Source organism: Chlorobiota bacterium (genome assembly GCA_016710285.1).
Taxonomy (GTDB): Bacteria; Bacteroidota; Ignavibacteria; order OLB7; family OLB7; genus OLB7.
Genome location: JADJXR010000001.1, coordinates 2,134,076 through 2,160,564, shown reverse-complemented (window position 1 = coordinate 2,160,564; position 26,489 = coordinate 2,134,076). Strand labels below are relative to the sequence as shown.

General features: G+C 54.9%; 18 protein-coding genes. 9 read left to right on the top strand and 9 right to left on the bottom strand.

Translation table 11 applies throughout. The annotated features are described in order from the left end of the window. The first annotated feature begins 82 nt into the window (after positions 1–82). The 3 genes from IPM61_07780 (at position 83) to IPM61_07770 (ending at position 3,155) form a co-directional block, all read left to right on the top strand. Entirely contained in the window at positions 83–361 is a 279-nt protein-coding gene (locus IPM61_07780; GenBank protein MBK8911217.1) for a hypothetical protein, read from the top strand. Further along, on the top strand, positions 358–717 hold the full coding sequence (locus IPM61_07775) for a type II toxin-antitoxin system PemK/MazF family toxin (GenBank protein MBK8911216.1): 360 nt from the start codon (positions 358–360) through the stop codon (positions 715–717). Before IPM61_07780 ends, IPM61_07775 begins: the two co-directional genes overlap by 4 nt. Positions 718–878: 161 nt before the next feature. Next, positions 879–3,155, top strand: a complete 2,277-nt coding sequence (locus IPM61_07770) for an NADP-dependent malic enzyme (protein MBK8911215.1) — start codon at positions 879–881, stop codon at positions 3,153–3,155. Positions 3,156–3,221: 66 nt separating this feature from the next. Here the strand turns inward: IPM61_07770 and IPM61_07765 are convergent, their stop codons facing one another. The 3 genes from IPM61_07765 to IPM61_07755 all read right to left on the bottom strand — a co-directional run bounded on the left by IPM61_07765 (position 3,222) and on the right by IPM61_07755 (position 6,008). Further along, the gene (locus IPM61_07765; GenBank protein MBK8911214.1) at positions 3,222–3,905 is read right to left on the bottom strand and encodes a hypothetical protein; all 684 of its coding nucleotides are present in this window, start codon (positions 3,903–3,905) and stop codon (positions 3,222–3,224) included. A 70-nt stretch (positions 3,906–3,975) separates the two neighbouring features. Beyond that, positions 3,976–5,343 carry a hypothetical protein gene (locus IPM61_07760; protein MBK8911213.1) on the bottom strand — a complete coding sequence of 456 codons (1,368 nt, stop codon included), beginning with the start codon at positions 5,341–5,343 and terminating at the stop codon, positions 3,976–3,978. Positions 5,344–5,381: 38 nt separating this feature from the next. Further along, positions 5,382–6,008, bottom strand: coding sequence for an RNA polymerase sigma factor (locus tag IPM61_07755; GenBank protein MBK8911212.1), 627 nt, complete (start codon positions 6,006–6,008; stop codon positions 5,382–5,384). A 286-nt stretch (positions 6,009–6,294) separates the two neighbouring features. Here IPM61_07755 and IPM61_07750 point away from each other — a divergent pair, with 286 nt between their 5' ends. Continuing rightward, positions 6,295–6,477, top strand: coding sequence for a hypothetical protein (locus IPM61_07750; GenBank protein MBK8911211.1), 183 nt, complete (start codon positions 6,295–6,297; stop codon positions 6,475–6,477). A 345-nt stretch (positions 6,478–6,822) separates the two neighbouring features. Next, entirely contained in the window at positions 6,823–8,145 is a 1,323-nt protein-coding gene (gene icd, locus IPM61_07745) for an NADP-dependent isocitrate dehydrogenase (GenBank protein MBK8911210.1), read from the top strand. Positions 8,146–8,711: 566 nt separating this feature from the next. Here icd and IPM61_07740 read toward each other — a convergent pair. The 5 genes from IPM61_07740 to IPM61_07720 form a co-directional block, all read right to left on the bottom strand. Beyond that, positions 8,712–9,473, bottom strand: coding sequence for an SIMPL domain-containing protein (locus tag IPM61_07740; GenBank protein MBK8911209.1), 762 nt, complete (start codon positions 9,471–9,473; stop codon positions 8,712–8,714). Positions 9,474–9,666: 193 nt separating this feature from the next. Continuing rightward, on the bottom strand, positions 9,667–11,580 hold the full coding sequence (gene asnB / locus IPM61_07735; GenBank protein MBK8911208.1) for an asparagine synthase (glutamine-hydrolyzing): 1,914 nt from the start codon (positions 11,578–11,580) through the stop codon (positions 9,667–9,669). A gap of 103 nt (positions 11,581–11,683) precedes the next feature. After that, the gene (locus IPM61_07730) at positions 11,684–14,371 is read right to left on the bottom strand and encodes a T9SS type A sorting domain-containing protein (protein ID MBK8911207.1); all 2,688 of its coding nucleotides are present in this window, start codon (positions 14,369–14,371) and stop codon (positions 11,684–11,686) included. A 57-nt stretch (positions 14,372–14,428) separates the two neighbouring features. Next, complete coding sequence (locus IPM61_07725; GenBank protein ID MBK8911206.1) at positions 14,429–15,244, bottom strand: class I SAM-dependent methyltransferase; 816 nt, start codon at positions 15,242–15,244, stop codon at positions 14,429–14,431. A gap of 14 nt (positions 15,245–15,258) precedes the next feature. After that, positions 15,259–16,962: a methylmalonyl-CoA mutase family protein gene (locus IPM61_07720; protein MBK8911205.1), complete on the bottom strand. Its 1,704-nt coding sequence runs from the start codon at positions 16,960–16,962 to the stop codon at positions 15,259–15,261. Positions 16,963–17,268: 306 nt separating this feature from the next. Here IPM61_07720 and IPM61_07715 point away from each other — a divergent pair, with 306 nt between their 5' ends. Further along, positions 17,269–19,647: an SBBP repeat-containing protein gene (locus IPM61_07715; protein ID MBK8911204.1), complete on the top strand. Its 2,379-nt coding sequence runs from the start codon at positions 17,269–17,271 to the stop codon at positions 19,645–19,647. A 27-nt stretch (positions 19,648–19,674) separates the two neighbouring features. Here IPM61_07715 and IPM61_07710 read toward each other — a convergent pair whose 3' ends face one another. Next, entirely contained in the window at positions 19,675–20,451 is a 777-nt protein-coding gene (locus IPM61_07710) for a hypothetical protein (protein MBK8911203.1), read from the bottom strand. Between the two features lie 107 nt (positions 20,452–20,558). On the opposite strand from IPM61_07710, the gene IPM61_07705 reads away from it, so the two are divergent. The 3 genes from IPM61_07705 to IPM61_07695 all read left to right on the top strand — a co-directional run bounded on the left by IPM61_07705 (position 20,559) and on the right by IPM61_07695 (position 26,456). Beyond that, positions 20,559–21,122 (top strand): dual specificity protein phosphatase family protein, encoded by a 564-nt coding sequence (locus IPM61_07705; protein ID MBK8911202.1) that lies wholly within the window; start codon positions 20,559–20,561, stop codon positions 21,120–21,122. A gap of 588 nt (positions 21,123–21,710) precedes the next feature. Beyond that, on the top strand, positions 21,711–24,722 hold the full coding sequence (locus IPM61_07700; GenBank protein MBK8911201.1) for a tetratricopeptide repeat protein: 3,012 nt from the start codon (positions 21,711–21,713) through the stop codon (positions 24,720–24,722). Positions 24,723–24,800: 78 nt separating this feature from the next. Further along, positions 24,801–26,456, top strand: a complete 1,656-nt coding sequence (locus IPM61_07695) for a hypothetical protein (GenBank protein ID MBK8911200.1) — start codon at positions 24,801–24,803, stop codon at positions 26,454–26,456. Positions 26,457–26,489 lie beyond the last annotated feature (33 nt).

Sequence of the window (26,489 nt, the reverse complement as noted above, 5' to 3'; positions counted from 1 at the left end):
ACGATCGTGGCATAGAAGTGATCTTGGTGTATTTTACGTCAGATAGGTATGGCAGATCCTATTAACTGGTAACGGTGGCATTATGCAGACAACACAGCCGATAGCGAAATTTTTTCGGGTCAAGCAAGCAGTCGTCAATTTCTTGGGGTCATGGAGGGTGTTTCAGCGGCGACACCAGGCAGCTATCGCAGCGGGCAAGGGGCCACGCAAGCGTGCAACCGCCATTGACGCGAACGAACTGGCTCAAAGTATCCACAGCTACTACAACGAACTACGCAGGGATCCAACCGCCTGGGATGAAGAGTTGAAGGAACGCGAGTTGTGGGATCAAACGTTGAAGGATGGGAAAAACGCCCGATGAATAATCGGTTATTTCGAGGGGACGTATGGTGGGTGGATTTTGAACCCGTAAAAGGTCACGAGCAGGGCGAAACTCGCCCGGCTCTTATCGTTTCTCACAACCAGCTTAACAACAGTCCTGCAGAGCTGGTGATTGTTGTCCCGCTTACCACAAAAGAGAAACGATACAAATCCGTTGTCCGAATACCAAAAGGGCAATTAGCCAGTGAAAAGGATAGCTTTGTACTCTGCGATCAAATTAGGGCTATTAGCACCGACAGGCTAAAGCATAAAATCGGAAGCATAAACCGAGATCTGTTGGATAGCGTTTCGGATGTCCTCTTTACCATCTTGGGATTGGAATCGCCTGGCGAGTAGCGTTGCAACAATCTCAAGCAAGCTCCCTCTCCCTTCCCCCCCCTTCTTCTTTCACCCTTTACATTTTATCCTTCCTTTCGCCTCCGTTCCCTCTCGTATCTTTGGGCCGCATTGTTAGGTCCCTGCGGGGGCTTTCCGTTTTTACGAGCAACACACTCTTCATGGGAATCCAAATCAAGCGCGAGGACGCGCTGGAATATCACAAGATGGGGCGGCCTGGGAAGGTGGAGATCGTCTCCACCAAACCAGTCTCCACCCAACGGGACTTGTCGCTGGCCTACACCCCCGGCGTTGCCGAACCCTGCCGCGAAATCGCGCTGGACGAAGAAAAGGTGTACGACTACACCGCCAAAGGGAACCTGGTGGCGGTGATCACCAACGGCACGGCGGTGTTGGGGTTGGGGAATATTGGCCCCGAGGCTGGGAAGCCGGTGATGGAAGGGAAAGGGGTGCTCTTCAAGAAGTTCGCCGACATTGATGTCTTCGACATCGAGCTGAACGTCACCGATGAGCAAGCGGTGATTGACGCAATCGCCGCAATGGAGCCAACGTTCGGCGGCATCAATCTTGAGGATATCAAGGCCCCGGAGTGCTTCGCGATTGAGCGGGAGCTGAAGGCCCGGATGAACATCCCCGTGTTCCACGATGACCAGCATGGAACCGCCATTATCTCCGGCGCAGCGCTGGTGAATGCTGTTGAGCTGCAAGGGAAGAAGATTGATGAGGTGAAGATTGTGGTCAGTGGTGCTGGCGCGGCGGCAATCAGCTGCTCGCGGTTTTACCTTCTGCTGGGCGCACGCCGCCAGAACATCTTCATGTGCGACAAGGAGGGGTTGCTGTACGACGGGCGCGATGGAATGGACATCTACAAAGCGGAGTTCGCCAACGGCACCACGCCGATGACGTTATCGGAAGTGATGGAGGGGGCGGATGTTTTCATTGGCTTATCGGCAGCGGGGGTGGTGACGCAGGAGATGATTGCCACGATGGGGCCGAAGCCAATCGTTTTTGCAATGGCAAATCCGGACCCCGAAATCGGCTACGAGGAAGCAACCAGCGTCCGCGACGACATCATCATGGCCACCGGGCGGAGCGATTATCCGAACCAAGTCAACAACGTGTTGGGGTTCCCGTTCATCTTCCGCGGGGCGTTGGACGTGCGCGCGCGGGCAATCAACGATGAGATGAAGCTGGCCGCCGCAAAAGCCCTTGCCGAGCTTGCCCGCCAGGACGTTCCCGATGCCGTCATCCGCAGCTACGACGACCAAGCGATCAGCTTTGGGCCGGAGTACATCATCCCGAAACCGTTCGACCAGCGGGTGCTGTTGTGGGTTGCCCCGGCGGTGGCGCGTGCGGCAATGGAGACCGGCGTTGCGCGCCGCCCAATCCGCGACTGGGACGAATACCGCCACCAGCTGGAAGCACGGCTTGGGAAGCGGCAGGGGTTCATGGTTCCGATTATCAACCTTGCACAAGCGCACCAGCGGAAGAAGCGGATTGTGCTGCCGGAAGGGGAGGAACTTCCCATACTCCGTGCGGCGCAGCGATTGGTGGAAGAACGCATCTGCCGCCCAATCCTGCTTGGCCGCCCATCGGTGATTAACGAGCTTGCCGAGCAGTTCCATGTTGACCTTAGCGGCGTGGAGATTGTGAACCCGCTGGAGGACGAACGGAGGTTCACCTACCGCAAGGCATTCTTCGAGCTTCGCGCCCGCAAAGGGGTAACGGAAGCCGCGGCGGGGCGGATGTTGATCCGAACAATCTTTTTTGGGATGATGATGGTCCGGCGTGGCGATGCCGACGGCGTGGTTGCCGGGGTTTCCATGTCCTATCCTGACGTTATCCGCCCCGCGTTGCAAATCATCGGGCGGGACCCGCGCTACTCACGCGTGGCGGGGCTGTACGTGATGATGCCGAAATCCGGGGGCCAATACTTCCTTGCCGACACCACCGTCAACATTGACCCCAACGCCGACGACCTTGCCGAGATTGCGCTGATGGCCGCCGAAACCGCCGCACGGTTCGACGTCGTGCCGCGTGTGGCGATGCTCTCGTTCAGCAACTTCGGCGAATCGAAGCACCCGAACGCCGTGAAGATGCGCCGCGCAACCGAGCTGGTGAAACTGACCCATCCCCACCTGTTAGTTGATGGCGAGATGCAGGCCGACGCAGCGGTAATGGCCGACATCCTGAACCATTTCTATCCATTCAACACGCTGGGGGGCCAGGCCGCAAACGTGCTGATCTTCCCCAACATTGACTCCGGCAACATCGCCTACAAACTGCTGATGCGGATTGGGGAATGCGAGGCAATCGGCCCGTTGCTGATGGGGATGAACAAACCGGTCCACGTGCTTCAGCGCAGCAGCGACGTGCAGGACATCGTCAACGTGGTGGCGCTGACCGTGGCGGAGTCGTGGGAGTCGGGGCGGAAATAGCGCGCCCTGGCTTTCCTGCGAACGGTCAATCACTGAACAATTGGGAACCGTAGCTTCCGGCACGCCCTACGGCCACGGGATGTACACCGCGCCATCAACGCGGTAGAAGAAGACGTTGCCGCCGGGGTCGGCGGTATCGGTGGCGGTAAGGCGAATCTGGATTTCGATCATCGGCACCGGGGTGCTACTAATGGGCGATCCCATCACCATCACGGTGCTGAGCGTGAGTTGCGCCCGTGCCGGAAGTGCCCTTGTCCCAACCACTTTTCCTTTCAAATCATATTCGGCAAGGGTCAGCGTTGCGGCCCCATCCGATTCGTTGGCCACGCGGGTTTCACTGGAAAGGGAGTCGGCGGGAAGGTCCTTCATGTTCACCGTTAGCCCCACCACTTGGTACGGAATAAATCCCCCCGTGCCAAAGTACGATTGGGCCGGATCGTGCTGCAGATCCAACGCCAGCGTGACGGTTGCGTTGCCAGCACGCCGAACGAACAGCCCTGAAATATTCTGCGTGGGGCTGTCACTTCCCAGCGGAAGCTCATGCAGGAAAACAAAGCCGTTGACGGCAATCGTTTGGGTGAACGGCGGAACCAGCACCGCATTGGACGCAAACGGGACGACCGTATCACCCACCTGTGTGGAGTCAACATTTTGCGGCGTGTCGAAATCCGTTGGCGACTTGCAGGCCGAAGCCAGCAACGCCATTGCCGCCACCATCAGCGCGGCACTCACCCAGCGATAACCTCTCATTTCCTGTTTCATTGCTTGGATCATTTCCATCATCGTCTTCAATCTTCCAGATCAATCTTCTAATCTTCCATTAATCTTCTATCAGCCGGAAGGTTAGCCCGCCGCCAACGCCAACCCGCTGCGAGTACCACGTGCGGTCCTGGAACGCGAAGCTGAGCGCGCTGTAATCCACCCCAAGGGTTAGCCCTGCCGAGCGGCTGAACTGCCAATCAAGGCCGATCATCGAGCGAACAATCGGGCCGGCCTCCGAACCGCCAACAAGCCCCTGCACGAACGGGCTGAACGTTGACTCTGGATTGAGCGAGTACCGCACCCCGATCCCACCCCACAGCACCGAAGGGGCTTGCTCAACGTGGAAGATACGCCCGTCCGATTTCAGCTGGTCGAACTTCTGGATGTACGACTCGCGCCCCGCCTCTAGCACCGCCGCAAAATTCTGCGAGAACCCACGCACCACCAGCGAAGCGGCGACGTTGTTCAGACCATCACCCGTTGGCAAGGGCTGCGTTGGCTGGGCAAGGTGCATCGGCGCAACCGCACGCAATCCCAACCGGAAATCGGGACGGAAGGAACGCCCTGTGGCGGCGGGCGCAACGGCACTGCTGGAAAGCAATGCCGGGGTTTCCAGCGATACGCTTCCGGCAGAGTTGGATAGGCCCACCGTGTCGGGCGCGGCGCGAAGCTCTGCCGGGGTGATAGCCCGCGCCCCATCGCCAAGCGGCTGCGGCGATTGATTCCGGAGCAGCGCGCTGGCTGGGGCAATGCTTGTGGATCCGCCATCGGCATCATTGGTGTTTGCCGAAGCAACTGTTTGATTGCCATGTTGGTTGCCATGTTGACCGCCATCGGCGGCGGCATCAATCGCTGTGGATTGCGGGGCCCTTGGCAATCGTGCCGAAGCCACCGCCGGGGCGGAAGACTTCGCAAATCCGCCCCCCGCTTCCGGCCGCTGCGACGGGGGAACTCCATTGTTCACTCCATCTCCCGCTCCACTCTTCACTCCATTTCTCACTCCATCTCCCAACAGTTTTGGCAGCAAGGTGTGTGAAATCGCCGGCAAGGTCGCGGCAAGGTTTGCTTCTTGTTGGTGGCCGCCATCAATCCAAAGGAACCAGCTGCTGGCAAGGATGATGCCCACCACCACTGCGGTGGCGTGCGTGCCAAATGAGCGGAGGAAGGTTGCAACCCCGCTTCCGCCAACGGCCCCCGCACCAAGCCCAGGAGCCAGATATCCAAGCTGGCTGAAGATCTGGGTGGTGGAGCTAATCGGCACCGCCACGGCGCGGTCGTCGTCGCGGACGGCATCGCGCATTTTCAGGAGCGACTTGAACTCGAAGCGGAGGTCGTCATCGGCCGCCAGCGCGCGGAACAACGTTTCCTCGCGTGCAGAGGGCAGCGATCCTTCCAGCAAATCATGCAGCATTTCGGAGTAGGCCATGATACTTCAACACCATTTGGCAGCGGCACGGCGGCGCGCTAATCGTTTACTTGGCTATCCCGCAAGTATGGTTCCAGAATCTTGCGGAGTTTTTCTTTTGCGCGGAACACCCGGATTTTTGCTGTTGCCAGCGAAGCCCCGGTAAGCTCGGCGATTTCGTTGTACGGAAGCCCATCATACTCACGCAGGACAAACGCCTCGCGGTAGTCGTGCGGCAGCAATTCCAGCGCGGTGGTGATAAGCTCCACCATCTCTTTTTGTTCGTAGGGTTTGTCCCAGGCGTGGAGCATATCGCTTTCCACCTGCTCGGTCTTCCAGCGGATGTTCCGTTGTTTTTGGTTCAGGCACAGATTCCGCGCAATGGTGAACAGCAGCCCCGAGGTGTTCCGGCTTGGCGGCGGGTCGCCTTCTCCATTCTCCGCGCCGTTTTTTTTCCGCAGGGTGTGATGGAAGCGGATGAACGTCTCCTGGAAAACATCCTCGGCATCCTGCGGATCCGTCACGATGCGGACGCAGTAGGCATGGATTCGCCGGGCGTATCTGCCGTAGAGTTCCGTAAACGCAGCCTCCGATTCCCGATGGTTCCCCGTGGCGATCATTGCGCACAGGTCGTCATCGGGAAGGCCGCGAACGGCAGGGATAGTATGGCGACGGAAGAATTTCAAGCAAGAAGGACGGAGTACGGAATCCCAGCAAGAAGAACAGAGAACTGAAGGGAAGGATACACGGGGCAGAGCCTGTTAGAGCCAAACAAGACTCTGCGGCGGAAATCCGCCACCGCAGCAAGCCCCCTCCCCGCCTCCCCCAATGCTGGGGGAGGGGCTGGCAACCGATGACCCGAACAACAGCGAACAACCAATCTTTCTAAAAATCTTTCCCCCCCAGCATTGGGGGAACGCTTCGCCGCTTGCGGCGGTAGCCGAAGGTCTTTAGCCTTCGGCATCTCGGTCTTTGGCTCATTGTCTTCGATTCATCAGAATCCGCCACCGCAGCCAGCCCCCTCCTCCAATGCTGGGGGAGGGGCTGGCAACCGATGACCCGAACAACAGCGAACAACCAATCTTTCTAAAAATCTTTTCCCCCCAGCATTGGGGGAACGCTTCGCCGCTTGCGGCGGTAGCCGAAGGTCTTTAGCCTTCGGCATCTCGGTCTTTGGCTCATTGTCTTCGATTCATCAGAATCCGCCACCGCAGCCAACCCCTCTCCCAATGCTGGGGGAGGGGCTGGCAACCGATGACCCGAACAACAGCGAACAACCAATCTTTCTAAAAGCCTTTTCCCCCCAGCATTGGGGGAACGCTTCGCCGCTTGCGGCGAAGCAGGGGGGCGCGGTAGTGCGCTGCTCCCGGGCTGGCCGTTGGGAGCAGTTCCCCCGCACCCCGTTTTTCTTCTTTTCCTCTCGTTTCATTCCTTCCCCCCTTGCTCCCCGTATCTTTGCGCCTTTCCAGCAATCATCAACAATGAACCAATAACACCAATATGGCATTCACGCTTCAGCCGCCAACCGTTGGCGAACCGATCACCATGCAGCAGGGGCAACTCAACGTCCCGAACAACCCCATCGTTCCCTTTATCGAGGGGGACGGAACCGGAGCCGACATCTGGCGCGCCAGCGTCCGCGTGTTGGATGCCGCCGTCGAAAAAGCCTACGGCGGAACCAAGCAGATTGCCTGGTATGAAGTCTATGCCGGCGAAAAAGCGAACGAGGTGTATGGGGAGGCAATCTGGCTTCCCGAGGACACGCTGGACGCATTCAAAAAATATTTGGTGGGGATCAAGGGGCCGCTGACAACGCCGGTTGGCGGCGGGATTCGCAGCCTGAACGTGGCCTTGCGCCAGATGCTGGACCTGTACGTCTGCTTGCGCCCGGTCCGTTGGTTCAATGGAGTTCCAAGCCCCGTTCGCCATCCAGAAAAAGTGGATATGGTGATCTTCCGTGAGAACACGGAGGACATCTACGCCGGGATTGAATGGGCAGCGGGAACCCCTGAGGCCCAAAAGATGCTGGACTTTTTGCAGGCGGAGTTCCCGAAGATGTTCGACAAAATCCGTTTTGGAACCAGCGCGAAGGCCACTGGATTCTGGGATACCGTTGGCGTGCCGGAATCGTTCGATGAGGTGATGGTTGGCTTGGGAATCAAGCCGGTAAGCCGCAGCGGAAGCGTCCGGCTGATCCACAGCGCCATCAGCTACGCGATTGCCAACAACCGCAAAAGCGTCACGCTGGTTCACAAAGGGAACATCATGAAGTTCACCGAAGGCGCCTTCCGCGACTGGGGCTACGACGTTGCCAAACGCTACTTCGGTGCCGAAGAAATTGACGGCGGGCCATGGTGCCGGATCCCGGAAGGGAAGCCCGGGGCCGGAATCGTGATTAAAGACGCGATTGCCGACATCACCCTGCAGCAGGTTCTTACCCGCCCGGATGAGTTCGACGTAATCGCCACGCTGAACCTGAACGGCGACTACCTTAGCGACGCGCTGGCCGCACAAGTTGGCGGAATCGGAATTGCGCCCGGGGCAAATATCAACTACATCAGCGGGGCGGCCATTTTCGAGGCAACCCACGGAACCGCACCGAAATACGCCAATCTGGATAAAGTCAACCCAGGCTCGGTGATTTTAAGCGGCGAGATGATGCTCCGCTACATGGGCTGGACCGAAGCCGCCGATCTTATTATCAAAGGGATGGACGGCGCAATCGCCAACAAGCGCGTGACGTACGATTTTGCCCGATTGATGGAAGGGGCAACCGAGATCAAATGCAGCGAATTCGGCGATGCGATTATCGCAGCGATGTAAGCCATACAGCCACTTTGCAGCCGCTCAGCACGGCAACAGCAGGCATGGGGAAACCACCCCATGCCTGCATTGTTTTGGGGTCTTACATTTTTTTTTTCTTACAGCCGCTAACCTTTCCGCTCCCCGTGCCGTTGTCCCCCTTGAAGCCGGTACAGAACAGAGTACCTTGAACATAGATCAGAACGTTCTTGGCGGAGGTTATGATGATGACTACCTCGGAATACTCAGCACTACATGAGAGAGAACAGAGAGCGAATGATGAACGGGACAGCGTAATGGAACTATGGTACACGTTATTCATCGCCTCCGCCAAAACCTTCATACAACAACCCACCACATAGATCGAGAGAGAGAGAAAGGACAGCGCAAGGAGAGAGCGCAGCAGACGACAGCCGTACCAACAGAACAAGATGCAACGTCAGTTAGGACCGCGAATGGACTGTACGACCGAACGATGACAAGACAATGCTGATGCGGCATCTTAGAAATAGAACGGGAGCCTAATGGTTATTAGGCTCCCGTTCTGTATTTAGGAGCAGCAGGGGTCGCGCTCCACGTTGCGCCGATTATTTTTTCACCAGCTCAAAAACCACCGTAACTGCGTAGCGGACCGTAAGTTTTCCAGGAGTGATGCTTCTGCTGGCCGATGCCATATCGCCGGAGCGCAACGCTGCAATGCTGGCATAATCCTCCTCATCGTATCCCCCTGCCCCGTCCCGTTCGCGGATATAGACAGCATCGCCAACCCCCGCACCAATTTCAGCAGCAAGCGACACGGCCCGCTCCTTTGCATTGCGTATGGCGGCCAGGCGGAGTTCCTCGCGCTTAGCGTCAATGGTGGAAAGGCGAATGATGGGGTTGGTACTGATTTTCAGATCAAGTTTTAAGATTTTGGCCAGCATCTCGGTGTAGCGGTTCAAGTCCTTCAGCGTTACGGCAACGCGCCGTTCCACGGAGTACTCATGGACCGTAGGTTCGTCCTCTTCCTTGTAGGAGCTTTTCCCGCGTGCAATGCTGTACTCGGGTGTTTTCCCCAAGTACTCCGGTTCAATGTCCACGCGGTCGGACTGGATAAGGCTGGAGGGGATCGCCATTTCCTGAATCAGGTCAAGGAATTTCCCCCAGATTTTGGCATTTTTGCCAAGCGCGGAATCAATGTTGACATCCTTCGTTTGGATCAGCACCAGAAAGGAAGCCTCATCCGGCTCCACCACCGCCTCGGCCATCCCAGTAACATAGATTGTTTTTTGGGAGGGTTCGTCGGGGGATTGGGCAAGAATCATCGCCGGTAATAACAGAACGATGATCGTCAGTAAAGATGTACGCATAGGTTCCATTGTTTAGACAGTGTTTGATAGCATGTTACTCACCTTACGCAAGACCAAGCGGTATCTGGGAAATTGGGCATCCTTGGTGCTCCATTAAGAATGCTCGTTACTCATGCTGAACCCTGTTGCCGTAAGGGCGGATCCCCTGAACCGACAATAATTCACTTCCTAAATTCTGCGTAAGGTGAGCATGTTAATTGTCGATTCCAACATCAAATTTATCTATCCATCGCGCAACCATTAGCAAGCTCCACAGCCGCTCACTATGATCTTCATAGCCTTTACAATGCCGATAATGGAGATTTTTAACAAAATCTCGGGGGATTATTTTTTGAGATACGAGCTTTGAACTTACGATATTATCCACAGCATATTTTCCCAGTTCTCCATCTTTCATCCATATTGAAATTGGCGCAGCAAATCCTTGTTTTTTTCGATAAATTATCGAATTTGGGAGTATTCCTTCGCAGCTTTTTTTCAGTATATATTTAGGTGTCTTGTTTTTAATTTTGAATTGCTCTGGGATCTTCATTGCTAATTCTACTAACCGATGATCTAAGAACGGAACACGAGCCTCAATTGAATGAGCCATGGACATTTTATCAACACGCATAAGTAATAGTTCAGCAAGTCTATTTTTAAGTTCAAAATAGATCATTTGATTAAGGTAATCAAAGTTTTTTTCCTTAGCTTTATTCATATAATCAACACTGATCTTTGATGCAGGATCAGTATTAAGAGAGAGATTCATTACTCCCTTCAGATGTTCGGTAAAGCCTGCTGTACTAGCTCCGCCTATGAATGATCCGTTATTATATAACGACCTTCTAAAATACTCTGTTATAGGGTGATACTTATAAAACATATTCGACAGATTATAAGCCCCTTTACTTATAAAATTCGGCATCACATTATAGAATTTATTATAGAACTGATACTCTCTAATATAATGCTGATAGCCACTGAACAGCTCATCAGATCCTTCTCCTACTTGAACAACGATAGTGCCTGATTGGCGTACAAATTTACTTAGATGATATAGAGGAATGCACACAGGATCTGCATTAGGCTCATCCAAATGCCATACCAAAGAATCTATACAGTTAAAGGCATCTTTCTCATCTATGAGAATTTCATGATGATTTGTTTTGTACAGACTGGCCACCTGACGAGCATACTGGAACTCATTATACTTTACACCAAAATTTGTACCAATTGAAAAAGTTTCAACAGGCTGATTCAACACTTCAGACATCAAAGCAACATTTAGCGAGGAATCAATACCTCCTGATAATAAAACACCGAATGGCACATCAGCCATCATTTGCATTTGTATTGATTCTTTCAAAAGCGAACGAATTTTTTCTATGTAGTCTTCTTCATCAAGCTCAATATTATCACTTTGGGTAGATGTTGCTTGAACATCCCAATATTCGTATTGCCGCATATCACCTGTGCGTACACTATATTCGATGATATGCCCTGGCATCATTTTATTGATGTCATTAAAAAATGACATCACTGGAGGAGAGCTTAGGTAGGTGAGGTAATCTGCAAATGCTTGATGATTTAGAGTTGGCTTATCCGCTATAAATTCTATAATTGATTTAATTTCAGAGCCAAAAGCAAACGAATTATTCTTACAATAGAAATACAAAGGCTTTATACCTAATCTGTCTCGAACTACATATAGAATCTGTTGTTTCTCATCCCATAATGCTATAGCAAACATTCCATTAAGTTTGGATATAATATCAATTCCATATTCTATATATCCATTCAGAATAACTTCAGTATCTGTATTTGAGCGGAATTTATATCCTTTTTTTAGCAATTCGTTTTTTATTTCTTTGTAGTTATAGATTTCACCATTAAATATCATCCAATAGTTTAAAGATTCGTCGGACATCGGCTGATGTCCAGCATAGCTTAAATCTACGATGGATAATCTTCGGAATCCTAATCCTACCTTTTTATTCTGAGAAATATAGATGCCGGAATCATCTGGCCCTCTATGAGCAATTTTATCTGTCATTCTGGTAATAACAGATTCATCTACTATTCGACTCGTATTAGTAGGGTGAACAATTCCGACTATTCCACACATGGTGATTAGCTTATGCGTTCGTTGGTAGTAGTTCAGTGAAACTAAGTAGAGCAGTTCAGTAGTGCTTTACTACCGAACTGCTCTACTCATTAATGGGTTATGATCATCGTGCTATTGAGAAAGGGTATGTGATCTTACCTTTCTCTCCTTCCAAGACCACGTAATATAATCCGGTAGGTAATTGAGTCGTTGATAACGAAATATCCTCTTTCCCTTCCAAAGATTCAATATCCATAATTTGGCCAAGTAGATTCACGATCTTAAGTCTAACTGATGTGCCGATAACCTGATAATCCAAATTTGCCTTTACCCTTATATAATCTGATGATGGATTAGGGTAAATACTGACTAATTGCATAGCATCATCATCTTCAACTGATGATGATGGTGAGACAATAGTCCAGAGGTTATCGGAGGTGTCAGAAGCAGAAGCATTGGAGGAACTTAACGACCACAAACGAGCTACCTGATCGTTCGCCGCAGTCAATACACTCAGCCCATCCGGTGAATACCACGCCGAGCCTACCTCCCCATCATGCGCATACCACGAATCCACCAATTGACCACTTCCAACTTCCCATATCTTCGCATATCCATCCCGATCACCCGTCACAACACGCTTCCCATCCGGACTAAACGATGCATGCCATAACCATGTGTCATATTGACTATACGTCCCCTTTAACTCCCCACTCGCGGCATCCCATACCCGTGCCGTGTTGTCTCGTCCTGCACTCACAACCAGGCTCCCATCATTGCTGAACTCCGCTGAATTCACCATACCTGTATGCCCTACCAGCGTTCGCTTCAATTCCCATGTCCCAACCTTCCATAGCTTGACCGTGAAATCACGACTCGCTGTCACCAACATGCTCCCATCACGGCTGTAGGCTACCGAATGGACTCCATTCGTGTGACCCCTCAATGTTGTCTTTAACTCCCCTGTTGCCGCATTCCATATCCGCACGGTTCCATCATCACTCGAACTGGCAACTTCGTTCCCATTCGGATTATATGCCACATGCGTTACCGTCGAGGTATGACCCTCCATCTTCCGTAACAATGTCCCTGTATTTGCATCCCACAACCGCACCGTCCCATCATCGCTACCGGTCACGATCTTGCTCCCATCGCTGCTAAATTCCGACCAGTACACATCGCCACTATGCCCCGTCAATGTCACTAATGTCAAACCTGTGGTTATTGACCATATCCGTGTTGTATTGTCATCGCTATTCGTTGCTATCCGTCCCCCAGCCTTATCAAAACATGCTGAATTTATATAGCTACCATGACCCTGAAAAGTCATGACAGATGCATCCTCATCTAAGGAGATTTTTAGCAAGCAATTAGTGCTTACCGTACTAGGAACTTTCCAATTATAACTTAGCCCTGATGCCTTGGGAGTAACGATCGCCCAGTTCTCTCCATTATTTGTACTGTACTCAATCTTTACATTATCCTCGGTTGAAACACCTTCCCATTTAATTACAGCGTTTGCTCCGACTACTAGCGTTTCTCCACCATTTGGTTGAACAACCCGCAGCATAGAAGGGCCTGAGACAATAGTCCAGAGGTTATCGGAGGTGTCAGAAGCAGAAGCATTGGAGGAACTTAACGACCATAAACGAGCTACCTGATCGTTCGCCGCAGTCAATACACTCAGCCCATCCGGTGAATACCACGCCGAGCCTACCTCCCCATCATGCGCATACCACGAATCCACCAATTGACCACTTCCAACTTCCCATATCTTCGCATATCCATCCCGATCACCCGTCACAACACGCTTCCCATCCGGACTAAACGATGCATGCCATAACCATGTGTCATATTGACTATACGTCCCCTTTAACTCCCCACTCGCGGCATCCCATACCCGTGCCGTGTTGTCTCGTCCTGCACTCACAACCAGGCTCCCATCATTGCTGAACTCCGCTGAATTCACCATACCTGTATGCCCTACCAGCGTTCGCTTCAATTCCCATGTCCCAACCTTCCATAGCTTGACCGTGAAATCACGACTCGCTGTCACCAACATGCTCCCATCACGGCTGTAGGCTACCGAATGGACTCCATTCGTGTGACCCCTCAATGTTGTCTTTAACTCCCCTGTTGCCGCATTCCATATCCGCACGGTTCCATCATCACTCGAACTGGCAACTTCGTTCCCATTCGGATTATATGCCACATGCGTTACCGTCGAGGTATGACCCTCCATCTTCCGTAACAATGTCCCTGTATTTGCATCCCACAACCGCACCGTCCCATCATCGCTACCGGTCACGATCTTGCTCCCATCGCTGCTAAATTCCGACCAGTACACATCGCCACTATGCCCCGTCAATGTCACTAATGTCAAACCTGTGGTTATTGACCATATCCGTGTTGTATTGTCATCGCTATTCGTTGCTATCCGCCCCCCAGCCTTATCAAAACATGCTGAATTTATATAGCTACCATGACCCTGAAATACCTTTATCTCAGCAGTGGATGTCTTTTGCTCTGTTTTAACACGTAGCAAGCACTGGGAACTATTAATATTTGGCACTTTCCAATTATAGGAAAGCCCATTTACACCGTTTATAATCGGAGTCCATGAATTCCCGCTGTTTGTACTATAATCAATATCTACCTTAGTTATAGCGTCAACCCCTTCCCAGCGGATTGTACACAGTTCCTTTCCCTTTAACTGTTCACTTCCATTTGGATATGCTACTCGCAACTGCCCTAGAGCAATCGAAGAGCAAAGGATAAGACCCCAAAACGCAAGGTATAGAACCTTTTTCATGACAACCTCCAGATGATGGATAAAGAGTTGGGTATTTTGAACCTTGCTTGAGCACCGTTATTGGTTTTTTTGTGCACGGATAGTTAAAAACCATCCAACCCTATTCCCTCCCAGTAGCCAAGCAAGGCATTGAGCTATCTTAGTATATGCTGTTCCGAATCGTTCAAGCCTATCATAGAAGGTCAGATAGGTATTAATCTTGATCGTATTTACAGGTTGCTTTATTAAAAAATTCTGAACCTCTTTACGCGTATAGGCTTTAGTTCCAACACTTTCCATATAATTACTTAGACACCAAGATAGACTCTTCCATGGCCTACCTTTTAGCAACGCGTATTTAACCCAAAAAAATAAAGACAACAATGAATGCCTATGATAAATCATCACCTTAATTTCACCACCCGGTTTGCATACACGAATGATTTCTGATAACGCACCCCATGTATTCGGGGTGTGGTGTATGACTCCCCAGCTGTAGACAAGGTCAAATGTATTCTCTGGGAACGGTAGTTTTTCGCAATCTCCAACTATCAACTCAAAGTTGTTTAATCCTTCAAGAAGCAGTCGTTGAGTAGTATGTTGAACTCCGGCTTCTGTAGCATCTATCCCTGTAGCGTTTGCACCGGATCTTACCCATTGAGTAAAATCACTTCCAGCACCAGTGCCGACCTCTAAGATTTTTTTTTCGCGATACCGTGTAAATTGAGCAAAAGAAAAAATTTCTGGCTCAACCGTATATCGGTGTTCTTCTATATTGGCAAAGTACTCTTTACTGAAGGGTAATGCTTCCGTGAATTGCGTCCCACAAGGCTGATTATTCCAATAATCACGAACTTGATCTTTTACAGCAGGAGTATTTTTTGTTGTCTTCATATTCTTTATTGTGCTCAAAACACCACCTGCTCCTCATAAATCCCAAAGACTTCTTCCAGTAGGCGGCACATTTCGCCTACGGTGACGTAGGCGCGGGCGCAATCTAGGACTCGGGGCATCAGGTTGGTGCCGTCTTGGGCGGATTGACGCAGCGCCGCCAATGCCGATTCCACCCCCTCGATGTTCCGGCTGGCGCGTAGTTCGCGTAGCCGCGCAACTTGCTTCTGCTCCACATCCTTCGTGATCTGCAGGATCGGGATGTCTATTTTCTCGTTCTCTTCCACAAAATCGTTCACCCCAACAATGATCTTTTCCTTGGCATCTAATTCCCGCTGGTAACGGTATGCCGCGTCGGCAATCTCGCGCTGGAAAAATCCCATTTCAATTGCTGGGATCACCCCACCCAAAGCCTCAATCCGGTCGAAATAGGATTCCGCTTCGGCCTCGATTTTATCTGTCAACGCCTCAATGTAATAACTGCCGCCTAATGGATCAATGGTATTTATTGCCCCTGTCTCATACGCAATCACTTGCTGCGTGCGTAGCGCGATTTTTACCGCTTTTTCCGAAGGGAGCGCCAACGTTTCATCCATCGAGTTGGTGTGCAGCGATTGCGTTCCGCCAATCACCGCCGCCAATGCCTCGATTGCGGTGCGGACGATGTTGTTCTCCGGCTGCTGCGCTGTTAGGCTGCATCCGGCGGTTTGCGTGTGGAACCGGAGCATCCAGGAACGCGGGTTTTTCGCGCCATATTTTTCCCGCATCCGCCGTGCATAAATCCGCCGTGCGGCGCGGAATTTTGCGATCTCCTCGAAAAAGTCAATGTGAGAGTTGAAGAAATGGCTAAGCCGTGGGGCAAACGCATCAATATCCATCCCGCGGGCCAAGCATTCTTCCACGTAGGCAAAGCCGTCGGCAAGGGTGAACGCAAGCTCTTGTGCGGCGGTCGAGCCGGCCTCGCGGATGTGATATCCGCTGATGGATACCGGGTTCCATTGCGGCGCTTCGGTGGTGCACCACTCGATCATATCGGCAATAATCCGAACCGATGGGCGCGGCGGGAACAGATATTCCTTTTGGGCGATGTACTCCTTCAGAATATCATTCTGCAGCGTGCCGCGCAGCTTATTGAACGCAACCCCCTGTTTTTCGGCAACCGCCAAGTAGTAGGCGAACACCATGATTGCCGGGGAGTTAATGGTCATCGAGGTGGAGACTTTGTCGAGGGGGATGCCGTCGAACAGCAGCTCCATATCAGCAAGCGAACTTACCGCCACCCCGCAGATTCCAACTTCCCCTTCCGACATCGGGTCGTCGGAGTCGCGCCCCATCAGCGTTGGAAGGTCGAACGCCGTGGAAAGCCCGGTTTGGCCGTGGGCTAACAGATATTTGAACCGCTCGTTGGTGTCCTCGGGGGTGCCGAACCCGGCAAATTGCCGCATGGTCCAGACTTTTCCCCGGTACATATTGGCGTGAACGCCACGGGTAAAGGGATATTCGCCCGGGAATCCGGATTTTTTCATGTACTCCCACCCTTTCACGTCATCGGGGGTGTACATCAGTTGCACCTCATCGCCGGAAAGGGAGGTGTGCTTAAATCCGGTGGTTTTTGCCGCCGCAGCTGCGTTTTCCCAGGCAGATTTTGCTTCGTAGAAATCGAAGCTCAGTTGTTCCCCTTCGCTGGCATGGCCGTTAGCGTTGTAGCCGTTGATACCCATTGGTTCTATCGCTTTTTATCGTGTGTTTTGAATAACTGTTGGCAAGATACACAAGGGAGGGGGAGAAGCAAACCCCCAAATCGCGTGGCAATGTGCCAAACGTGGTGAAATCGCCACCCATCCCCCAGCATTGGATGCGGCGGGATCGTACGGTGCAACCGCTCCCCGCATCACCCCACTACCCGGCCCTCCCGTGCAAAAGCGGTGAAGAGCTTTCAAGCCGCTGTTGGCTCAAAACTGTATGTTTGCGGCCTCACTTCTTGGCGGCGCCCAAGCAATCATCAACACCAAGTAATCAGATCGTTCATGAGCCAATTGTTGAAATCCGCGTTATGCGCCCTCCTGATGTTATGGGCGGTTCCCTTGTGGGCACAGCTGAGCGTTGGCGGGTTTGTGGAGAATCGCGGGCAATGGAACCGCAGCGTGCTCTACCGTTTGCAAACGCTTGGAACCACCACATGGATCACCGCCAATGGCTGGGTGACCGATCTGCAAACCACCCCAACGGAGAATGGAGGTGATTCCCGAAGGGAGGGCGTGGTGATTCGGACAACGTTTCTGGGGGCGAACACGCAACCAGCAACCACCACCGCAGGGGAGCGGCCCACCCGCTGTAATTTTTTCCGTGGGTCATCGCCGGGCCAGTGGTTTCCGGCGGTTCCCGTTTGGGAAGAAGCATATGTGGCCAATATCTACCCCGGCATTGATGCCCGCTACTATCTTCAAAACGGGGACTTACGCTACGACCTGCTGGTTGCCCCAAATGCCGACCCGCAGAAGGTTCAGTTTACGATTAGCGGCGCAACCGGAATCACCATCACACCACGGGGAACGCTGTTGATCGAGACACCGGTTGGGACCATCGAGCAGAAAGGATTGGTGGCATACCAGGGGGAAGGCCACCAGAGGAAAGAGATTGAATGCCGATTTGCCCACACCGCGCCAGGGGTGTTGGGGTTTGACCTTGGCAGCTACGACCGCAGCAAGCCATTGGTGATTGACCCGTTGGTCTTCTCAACGCTGGTGGGTGGAAGCCAGGATGATCTGATGCTTGCGGTCTGCCGCGACTCGTCCGGCAATATCTACGCTGGAGGTTACTCACTTTCCACCGACTTCCCCACCAACGACGGCGCGTACAGCATCGCCTACTCGGCAGGGCGCGACGTTGTGATTGCCAAGTACAGCCCCGATGCAGGCGTGATGCTGTACGCCACGTATCTGGGAGGGGAAGGGGATGAGATGCCGTTGGGCTTGGCAAGCGATGCCACAGGAACGTTGCTGGTTGCTGGCTGGACACGGTCGCGCCAGTTTCCCACAACCCCCGCCGCGCTCCGCAGCCAAATTGATTCGGCCAACACCGCCAGCTTTTTAACACGGATTTCCCCCACGGGCGACGCGCTTCTTTTCTCCACCTACGTCACCGCTTCCTACGGCGATTTCGCTTTCAGTTTGGCCACCGACCGCAAGGGCTACGCCTACCTTACGGGGCGGACGCTGAACCAATCGTTCCCCACGTCCCCCGGCGCGTTCGACTCGGTCCTTCATGCCAATTACGACAGCTACGTTGTGCGGATAAACCCTTCGGGGGATTCCATTGTGGCGGCAACGCTGATTGGGGGGGATAACGTTGACGAAGCCAACGCCATCGCGCTGGACACGTCCGGGAATGTTTATATCACCGGCATCACGCGGTCATCCGATTTTCCGGTGACGCCCAACGCCTACCGCGATTCACGTGCGGGGAATATTGAGGTGTTCGTCAGCAAGTTCAACCCCACCCTTACGCAGCTTCTGTACTCAACGGTGTTCGGCGGCAGTGCCGATGATTTCGCAAACGGCATTGCGGTGACGCCCGGGGGCCAGGCCCTGGTTGCAGGGCGAACATTATCGGCGAATTTCCCCACCACTGCTGGCTCCCTTCTTCCCACCACTTCGGATAATGAGAATGGATTTATCACCCGGCTTTCCGCCGCTGGGTCCATGCTGGAGTTCTCCACTTTTTTGGGGGGAAGCGGGATGGACCGAATCACCGGAATGGGGATGGATGACCGCAACAACCCGTACGTGGTTGGGCAAACGGCATCGGCTGATTTCCCAACCACCCCCAACGCCGATTTTCCAACAATCACCGGGGGCGATGATGCCTTTGTTGCCAAGCTCCACTCCACTGGGAACCGGCTGCTCTATTCTTCCTTCTTCGGCAGCGACCTTCGCGATGAAGCCATTGCCGTTGCCGTGGACCAACCGGGGAACGCCTACGTTGCTGGGTTTACCAGTGCCCCAAACTTCCCCACAACGCCCGGGGCTGCAAACCGCACCTACTCCGGCAACCGCGATGGGTTCCTGCTGAAGCTCCCATTGGTCAACCCTCCAATCGGCAGCGTCAATGCTTCGGGGGCTGGTGATGCGCCACCGCTGGTTTCGCAGATTTCCGTTGCGCCGCTTGCCAACCAGCTGCTGTTCACGATTCGCCTCCGCTTGCCAGCAACCATCACTGCCGAGCTGGTGGACGGCCGCGGGGGGATTGTTGGCCAACGGATTGCCGGGGCCGAGTATCCTTCCGGAACTCACCAGATAGCAATGCCGATTGGGGGACTTCCATCCGGCAGTTACCTGCTCCGCGTTCGTGGTCGGGACGCTTCATCCAATCAGGAATCTATCCAGCGCGTGGTGGTGGTCCGCTAACCAAACGCACGGTGCGGAGGTTCCCTTTCACAGCTGCCGCCGTGCAATCGCGGGGGAAAGCTCCGGCCAGCGTTGCCGCCCCCCTTTGATGGTGTCCAGCTGCGATTGCACGGTGTAGCGGGCGCGGTTTTTCCCGGAGTAAGGAATGCCTTCCGGCGCGTTCCATTCAATGGTTCCCCAGCGGGCGTAGCGGCGGCGGTTCAGCTTCATGTAGTTGCTGTAGGTGATAAGGATCACACCGGTGGGATTCCGCAAATCAGGGGTCCAGCCAACCGACAGCAGGTCGTGCTTGGCGGTGTCAATCGTGAAGCCTGCGCCGTGCGGGTCATCGGGAAAGGTGTAGGCGATGCGCGTGCCGGTGATGCTTGCGTCGTACTCCCCAAACTCTGGGACCACCGGCATCTGGTTGCGGAAGTAGGCGATCATCTGGTGGAACTCCAACGGAATCCACATCGCCAGCTGGAAGGCCGCTGCGGTTGGCTCCCCTTCGTAGGCCACCGAGTCGCGGGTGTTCAGGTACAGAAATCGCTCCGGCGTGGCGCAGATAATCCGCGACTCCCCCCCCTTCGGATTGTTCAACACCACTTTCAGCGAATCGCTGTTGGTAAGGTATGCCTCCCAGTAGTAGATGGTTGAGTCGGGGTAGTAATTGATCCTGCCGAACAACGTCAGCTGCCGGACGCTTTGCCACTGATCTTGCACGGTGGATAAGGCCCGAACAGCAGCATCGGGGGGAAGGAAGTGGGGGGCACAGCAAAGGCCACAGAAAAGAAGGGCCAATGAGGCGATCGTTGTCCGTATCATTGCCGAATCATTGCCAAGTAGGTATTGGGTTGCGCAGGCCGCAAAGATAGATTGGAGTTCGGCCACACGCTTCCCCTTCCCCTTGCCACCGAAGGTTTTTGCACGGTATGAACAACGCACGCCATCAACCTCAACGCCCTTTCCCGCGAAGCTACTGGGTTGTTCCCGGGCTCTTTCTGGCAGGCTTTTTTCCCGGAAGCACCCACCCCCACCAAACCGAAGAACAGGGCCGCGCACTGATTGGCTGCGGCATCCGCCAGATCATCAACCTGATGGAATCCGATGAACGGGACCGCTTCGGGAACCCCTTCCCTTCTTACGAATCGCAGTTCCAACAGCTTGCGGTCCAAGCCAACATCGGCCTCCGTTGCCAGCGGATTTCAATCCGTGATTTTTCGGTTCCATCCCCCACGCAAATGGCCGCAATCCTGGACCAGATTGATGAAGCGATTGAAGCGCGCCACCCAATCTACCTCCATTGCTTGGGGGGGAAAGGGCGCACCGGAACGGTTGTGGGATGTTGGCTTGCGCGGCATGGGAAAGGGGCAAACGAAGAAGCCATCACCCTGCTGAACCAGCTTCGGATTGGCCAAGATTCGCAAGCCCACATCGCCGCCCCCGAAACCGAAGAACAGCGGGAGATGGTCCGGAACTGGCGATGCGGTGAGTGAGCGTAAGCCGGGGCTTCACCATCGCGCCCCCCTGCTTCGCCGCAAGCGGCTGCGCGTTCCCCCCAATGCTGGGGGGAAGTGGGTTCATAGAAAACTCCATTGTTCGCTGTTGCCCGGGGCATCCTCTGCCAGCCCCTCCCCCAAACTTGGGGGAGGCCGGGAGGGGGCGACTGCGCTGGCGGACACCATTGCGTTCGGTTGCTTCGTCCAACACCGAAGGCTAAAGACCTTTTACCAACCCCGACGGAGGTCGGGGCGGCTACCCCCTCCGGTTCCCCGCCCCGCCGCCGAAGGTTTTTTGGGAGTAAGACGCCGAAGGCTAAAGACCTTCGGCTACCCGCCCCTCTCCAACCATTCCCCCCAAAAATACACCATGCTGAAACGCGCCCCCTGATACAAGGCTTTGGTTATCTTTGTGCCGCCCATTCCGGGTCCCACACACCGGCACCAAACCATTCGGACGCTGCTGCTTCAACGGAACCAACCCAGCGTTATTCTTGCATCGTGGCGTTGTGCGGACGCGACATCAGTTGCTCAATATCCGTTGAGCAGAGAGCGAGCGAGAACGCAAGAGAACCCAATCCAGTTGTGAATTTCCTTCGACTTTTCCCATACCTCTTCCTGTTGATTCCGGCTGCCCTGTTGGCGCAACCGCGAGTTGAGGAGGACCGCCCCCTTGCACGCGCAACCCGGGCCGCCCAAACGCTGATTCAAGAACAGCATTTCTCCATTGCCATTGCCACGCTGACCAGCGCGCTTGACTCGGCCACCGCAGCCGAGGACCGGTCCGACGCGTTGTTTCTGCTGGCCGATGCCCAGTTCCGCGCCGGGCGGTTCCGTGCGGCGTTGATGACCACCAGCCAATGCTTGTTCCAGTATCCCGACGACCCACGAATTGCCGAACTGTGGTACATCCGTGGGGTTGCGGCCTACCAAGAAGGGAAGCCAGACACCGCCCAGCAAAGTTTCCGCAACGCGCTGGCCCGCGGGACCACGCGAATTGCCGAAGCCCAATACTGGGTTGCCCGCACCAACGCCGATGCAGGGCAATTAGACACCGCTGAGAAGTACGCTTGGCGATCGCTTACCGCTCCCCCGCATGAGTTCAGCGACGATGCGTTGTACCTGCAAGGATGGATCAACGAAGGGCGCGATTCGGCGGCACTGGCGGCGGAGTTTTACCGCAGGCTGCTGGAAAAATTCCCCGAAAGTGAGCTTGCCCAAGATGCGCAGCTTCGGCTGGGAGTGCTGGAGGCACGGCGCGGAAATTATGAATCGGCCTACCGGCTGCTGCTGGCCTTTATTCCCCGAAGCGAACGCCAGCGCGAGGAACAAACGTTCTACCTGGCCGAAGCCACCAGCGCGCTGAATCGCCACGACGACGCGCTCCGCTACTACACCGACTTCCTTCGCCAGTATCCCGAAAGCCGCCGCGTTCGCAGCGCACGCTACGGAAGCGGCTGGTCCCAACTTCAGCTGCGCCGCTACGATGATGCCATCAACTCCTTCCGGCAAGTGGAGCAAGGGTTGGATTCGATTGCGGCCGCGGCCAGCTACCAAATCGGCGCAATCCAGACGCTGCGTGGCGACACCGCCGCGGCGATTGCAACGTTCCAAGCGGTGCTCTACCGGCTTCCCTACGAGTCCTTCAGCGACAACGCCTACTACCAGCTTGGCCGCATCCATTACCGCCGCGCCGCCTACGATTCGGCACGGCACTATTTCCAGATTGTGGCGCGGCAGTTTCCGGAAAGTGAGCTTCGGAAGGAGGCCTACTACTTGCTTGGCGAGTCGTACGCCTCGATTGGCGATTATCCCAATGCCGAATATGCCTTTGCCCGCACCCGCCGAATCACCGAGCAAGGGACGTTGTTCCAACGCGCCCTGTACCGCGAAGGGGTGATGCTCTACAAGGAAGGCCGATTCACCAGCGCGGTGGACCGGCTGCGCCAATACGTGGGCGAACACCCCACCGGGGCCGACATCACCAACGCCACCTTCTGGCTGGCCGAGGCCTTGTACCAAGCCCGCTCCTACACCGAAGCCGAACGCTACTACGCCGAGGTGAACGAACGCTGGAACGATTCCCCGTGGGGGGATGAGGCACTGTACGGCCTGGCGTGGGCACGATTCCAACAGAAGAAATTCAAACTCTCTGCCGAGACGTTTCTGGAGTACACGAAGGCCTATCCGCAAGATGAGCGCGCAATCGAAGCAACGCTGCGCCTTGCCGACTGCTACCGGCTGATGGGCGACCGAGCAAAAGCGGTGGAGACCTACTCCTCCATCGGGAAGGTTGCGGGGAAAGGGAAGCGCGACGAAGAAGCGCGGTTCCGGCTGGCCGATGTCTTCCTGCAAATGAACGAGGTGGACCGCGCCGTGGACACCTACCGCTCGCTGATTCGCGATTACCCAAAATCCCCGCGCCGCGATGCCTACGCCTACAACATCGGCGTGATTTACCACGAACGCGACCGCGATTCGCTGGCGGTGATGGAGCTGAAAAACTTCCTGATCACCTTCCCCGAAAGTGAGCTGCTTCCGCAAGCCCATTTCACGCTGGGGGATGCCTACTACAACATGGGGCAGTACGACAGCGCCTACGTCTGGTACTACTCCGTGCTGGAACACTACCCCAACAGCACCGTCGTGCCGGAGGCCATTGACCAAGTACGCTTCACCTTGGAAGGATTGGGGCGCGGGCGCGAAGCCGTTGCGGTGATTGATAGCTTCATGGTGAAAAACCCCAACCGCCTTCCGGCCGATTCCCTTTCATTCAAGAAGGCAGGAATCTTGTTCGATAATGGAGCGTATCCCGAGGCCATTGCTGAGTATCGGAAGCTGATTGCCGGATTCCCGCAGACCCCGCTCCGCCCGGAAGCAGTCTTCCAGATTGGCCGCAGCTACGAGTACATCAGCCAGCAGGATAGCGCGCTGATGGCCTACACCCAGGTTATCACCGACTTCCCGCAAAGTGGCGCGGCGGCGCAAGCGTTAATGGCCCGCGGGACCATCCGCCTGTTTGGCAAATCATGGAACCAGTCAGCAGCCGATTTTGGATTACTGCTGGAACGATTCCCCGAATCGAACCGCGCCATGGAAGCACGTTTCGGGCTTGGCGAATCGCAGCTGGGGCTGGCCGACACCGCCGCCGCGCTGGTCCAATTCCGCATCATCATTGACTCGGCCGGAAGCGCGGGCGAGGACGACCTGATCTTCACCGACAAAAGCCGGCTGATGGTTGGGCGGATACTTTCGGCGCAGAAAAAATCGGACAGTGCGTTGGCAATCACCGCCCCAATTGTTAGCCACCGCAAAGATGACATCGCCGCCGAAGCACTCCTGTTCCGGGGCCGCCTGCTGACCCAGGTGAACGACCTTTCCGCCGCCCTTTCGGAGCTGCGCCGCCTGACCGACCCGGAAGGGGATTTCAAAGATTTTGTGGAGTACGTCGAGCCAGGATTGCTGGCGTTGGGAACCGTCTATGAGCGGCTTACCAACTACGCCGCCGCCCGCGACATCTACAACCAACTGCTGCAATCGAACGATGAACAGATCCGGGCCGAAGCCGATACCCGATTGAAGAAGTTGAAGAAGTAACCGAAGAAGTCATCATATCGGGCCACGCGGCCACGCGATTGCCCCACTCTGCCGAACGTTTCTTTGCTGACCATTGCTATGCCCATCCATCGCACACTGTTGCTGATCCTTCTTCTGCTGCTGACAGCGGCGGCCGCACTGCTTGCCCAGAACCCTCCCCAGGGGGCAGGGGAGCTTCCAACGTTGGAGATTGACCAAGTGGTCATCACCCGCGACCGCACCATTGCCCTTCCGCCAGCAAAGAAAGGGGAGGTGTACGACAGCACCATCTACCGCCTTCCCGCGGGCGACACCGTGATTTTTGGCGAACGGGTTTCCAACCTTGCCCGCTCGGGAGGGGCGTTGCCAACGTATCGGGAGTTCACCTCGCCGCTGGCAATGGACCTTGAGGCCAGCTTGGGAAGCTACCTTTCGCCACGCGCATTGCTGCGAGCCGAGTATCAGCAACGCACGTTCGACGTTGGCGGGATGATTGATTACCGGGGAACCGAGGGCCATCTGGACAGCGCACGCGCAGGCTCGATCCTGCTGCAAGCAACCGGTGGCCTGCTGATTGGAGCCGATGAGATCACCCCCGCCCGATTCCGCGCCGCCGCCGATCTCTCCTATCTGGGCGACAGCTACTTCCTGTACGGCAGCCGCACCGGCGCTGCGGATCGCTCCCGCTCCACCACCCGATGGATCACAACATTGGAAAGCCAAGAAGATCAAGAATTGGGGATTGGCCTGAAGTTGGATATTGGTAGCACCTCCGTCCGGGACCGCCTGCGCGACACCGTGCGGGAAGCGTCGGGGCTAACGCCAGCGTTTGCCGGGCGCGTCTCCTACGGAAGCGACTCGCTTCGCATCAGCGGCGGGATCGAGTACATGACCACCTCGCTTGACTACGGCACACCAACGCAAACCCCGGCCTACCTCCATCTGCGCGGCGATGTTGAATGGCGGCCCGCCGAGCGGTTCTATCTATCGCTGGGTGGATTTTATGCCAATGGTGAGTTCAGCGACAGCGGCGCGGCAACGGTGGTCTCGGGAAGGGTGACGGCACGCTACGTTCTTAGCCCGCAGCTCTCGGTTGTTGCGTGGTTTACCCCGGAGCTTCGCCCTGCGGCATACCGTGATATGCTGATGCGCGCACCGTACGTTGCGCCGGCCATCACGCTCCGCCCGGAAAGCGTCCCCATCCGGCTTGGCGGCGGGGTGCGGGTGCGCCAGGAATCGTTCAGCATTGAGGCACGCGTGGTGATTGAGCAGGCCGAGAACACACCAGTGGTGGTGGCCGACACCGCCGGGGAACTCCGCTACGATTACGTCAACTCCCGCACCGTTGGCGGCCAGGCAGCCATGCAGATGAAGCTGATCGAGAAGCTCCATCTGGATGCTGATCTGTTTGTTGGCGAATCGGTGAACCGTGCCGACGACCAACTGCTGCCGATGCGCCCTTCGGTGGATCTGCGCGCACGGGCGGAGTATGCGATTACCGAGCAACTGAGCGGCAGCGCAACGCTGCAATTCCAGACCGAGCAGCGGACGGTGATTGCGCCAACGAACATCCCAAGCAACCAGCAAACGGTTGCTGCGCGGTTCCTGCTTGGCGCGGGGGCCAACTACCGCCTGAACGACAATTTTCAAGCCTTCGCCGAAGCCACCAACCTGCTGGGGCTGAAGTACGATCTGTGGCACGGCTACGAAGCCCCCGGAATCGAACTTCGCGCAGGGGTGCGGGTGAAGTTTTAGCCGATTTCCCAACAACTGATTCCCAATAACCAA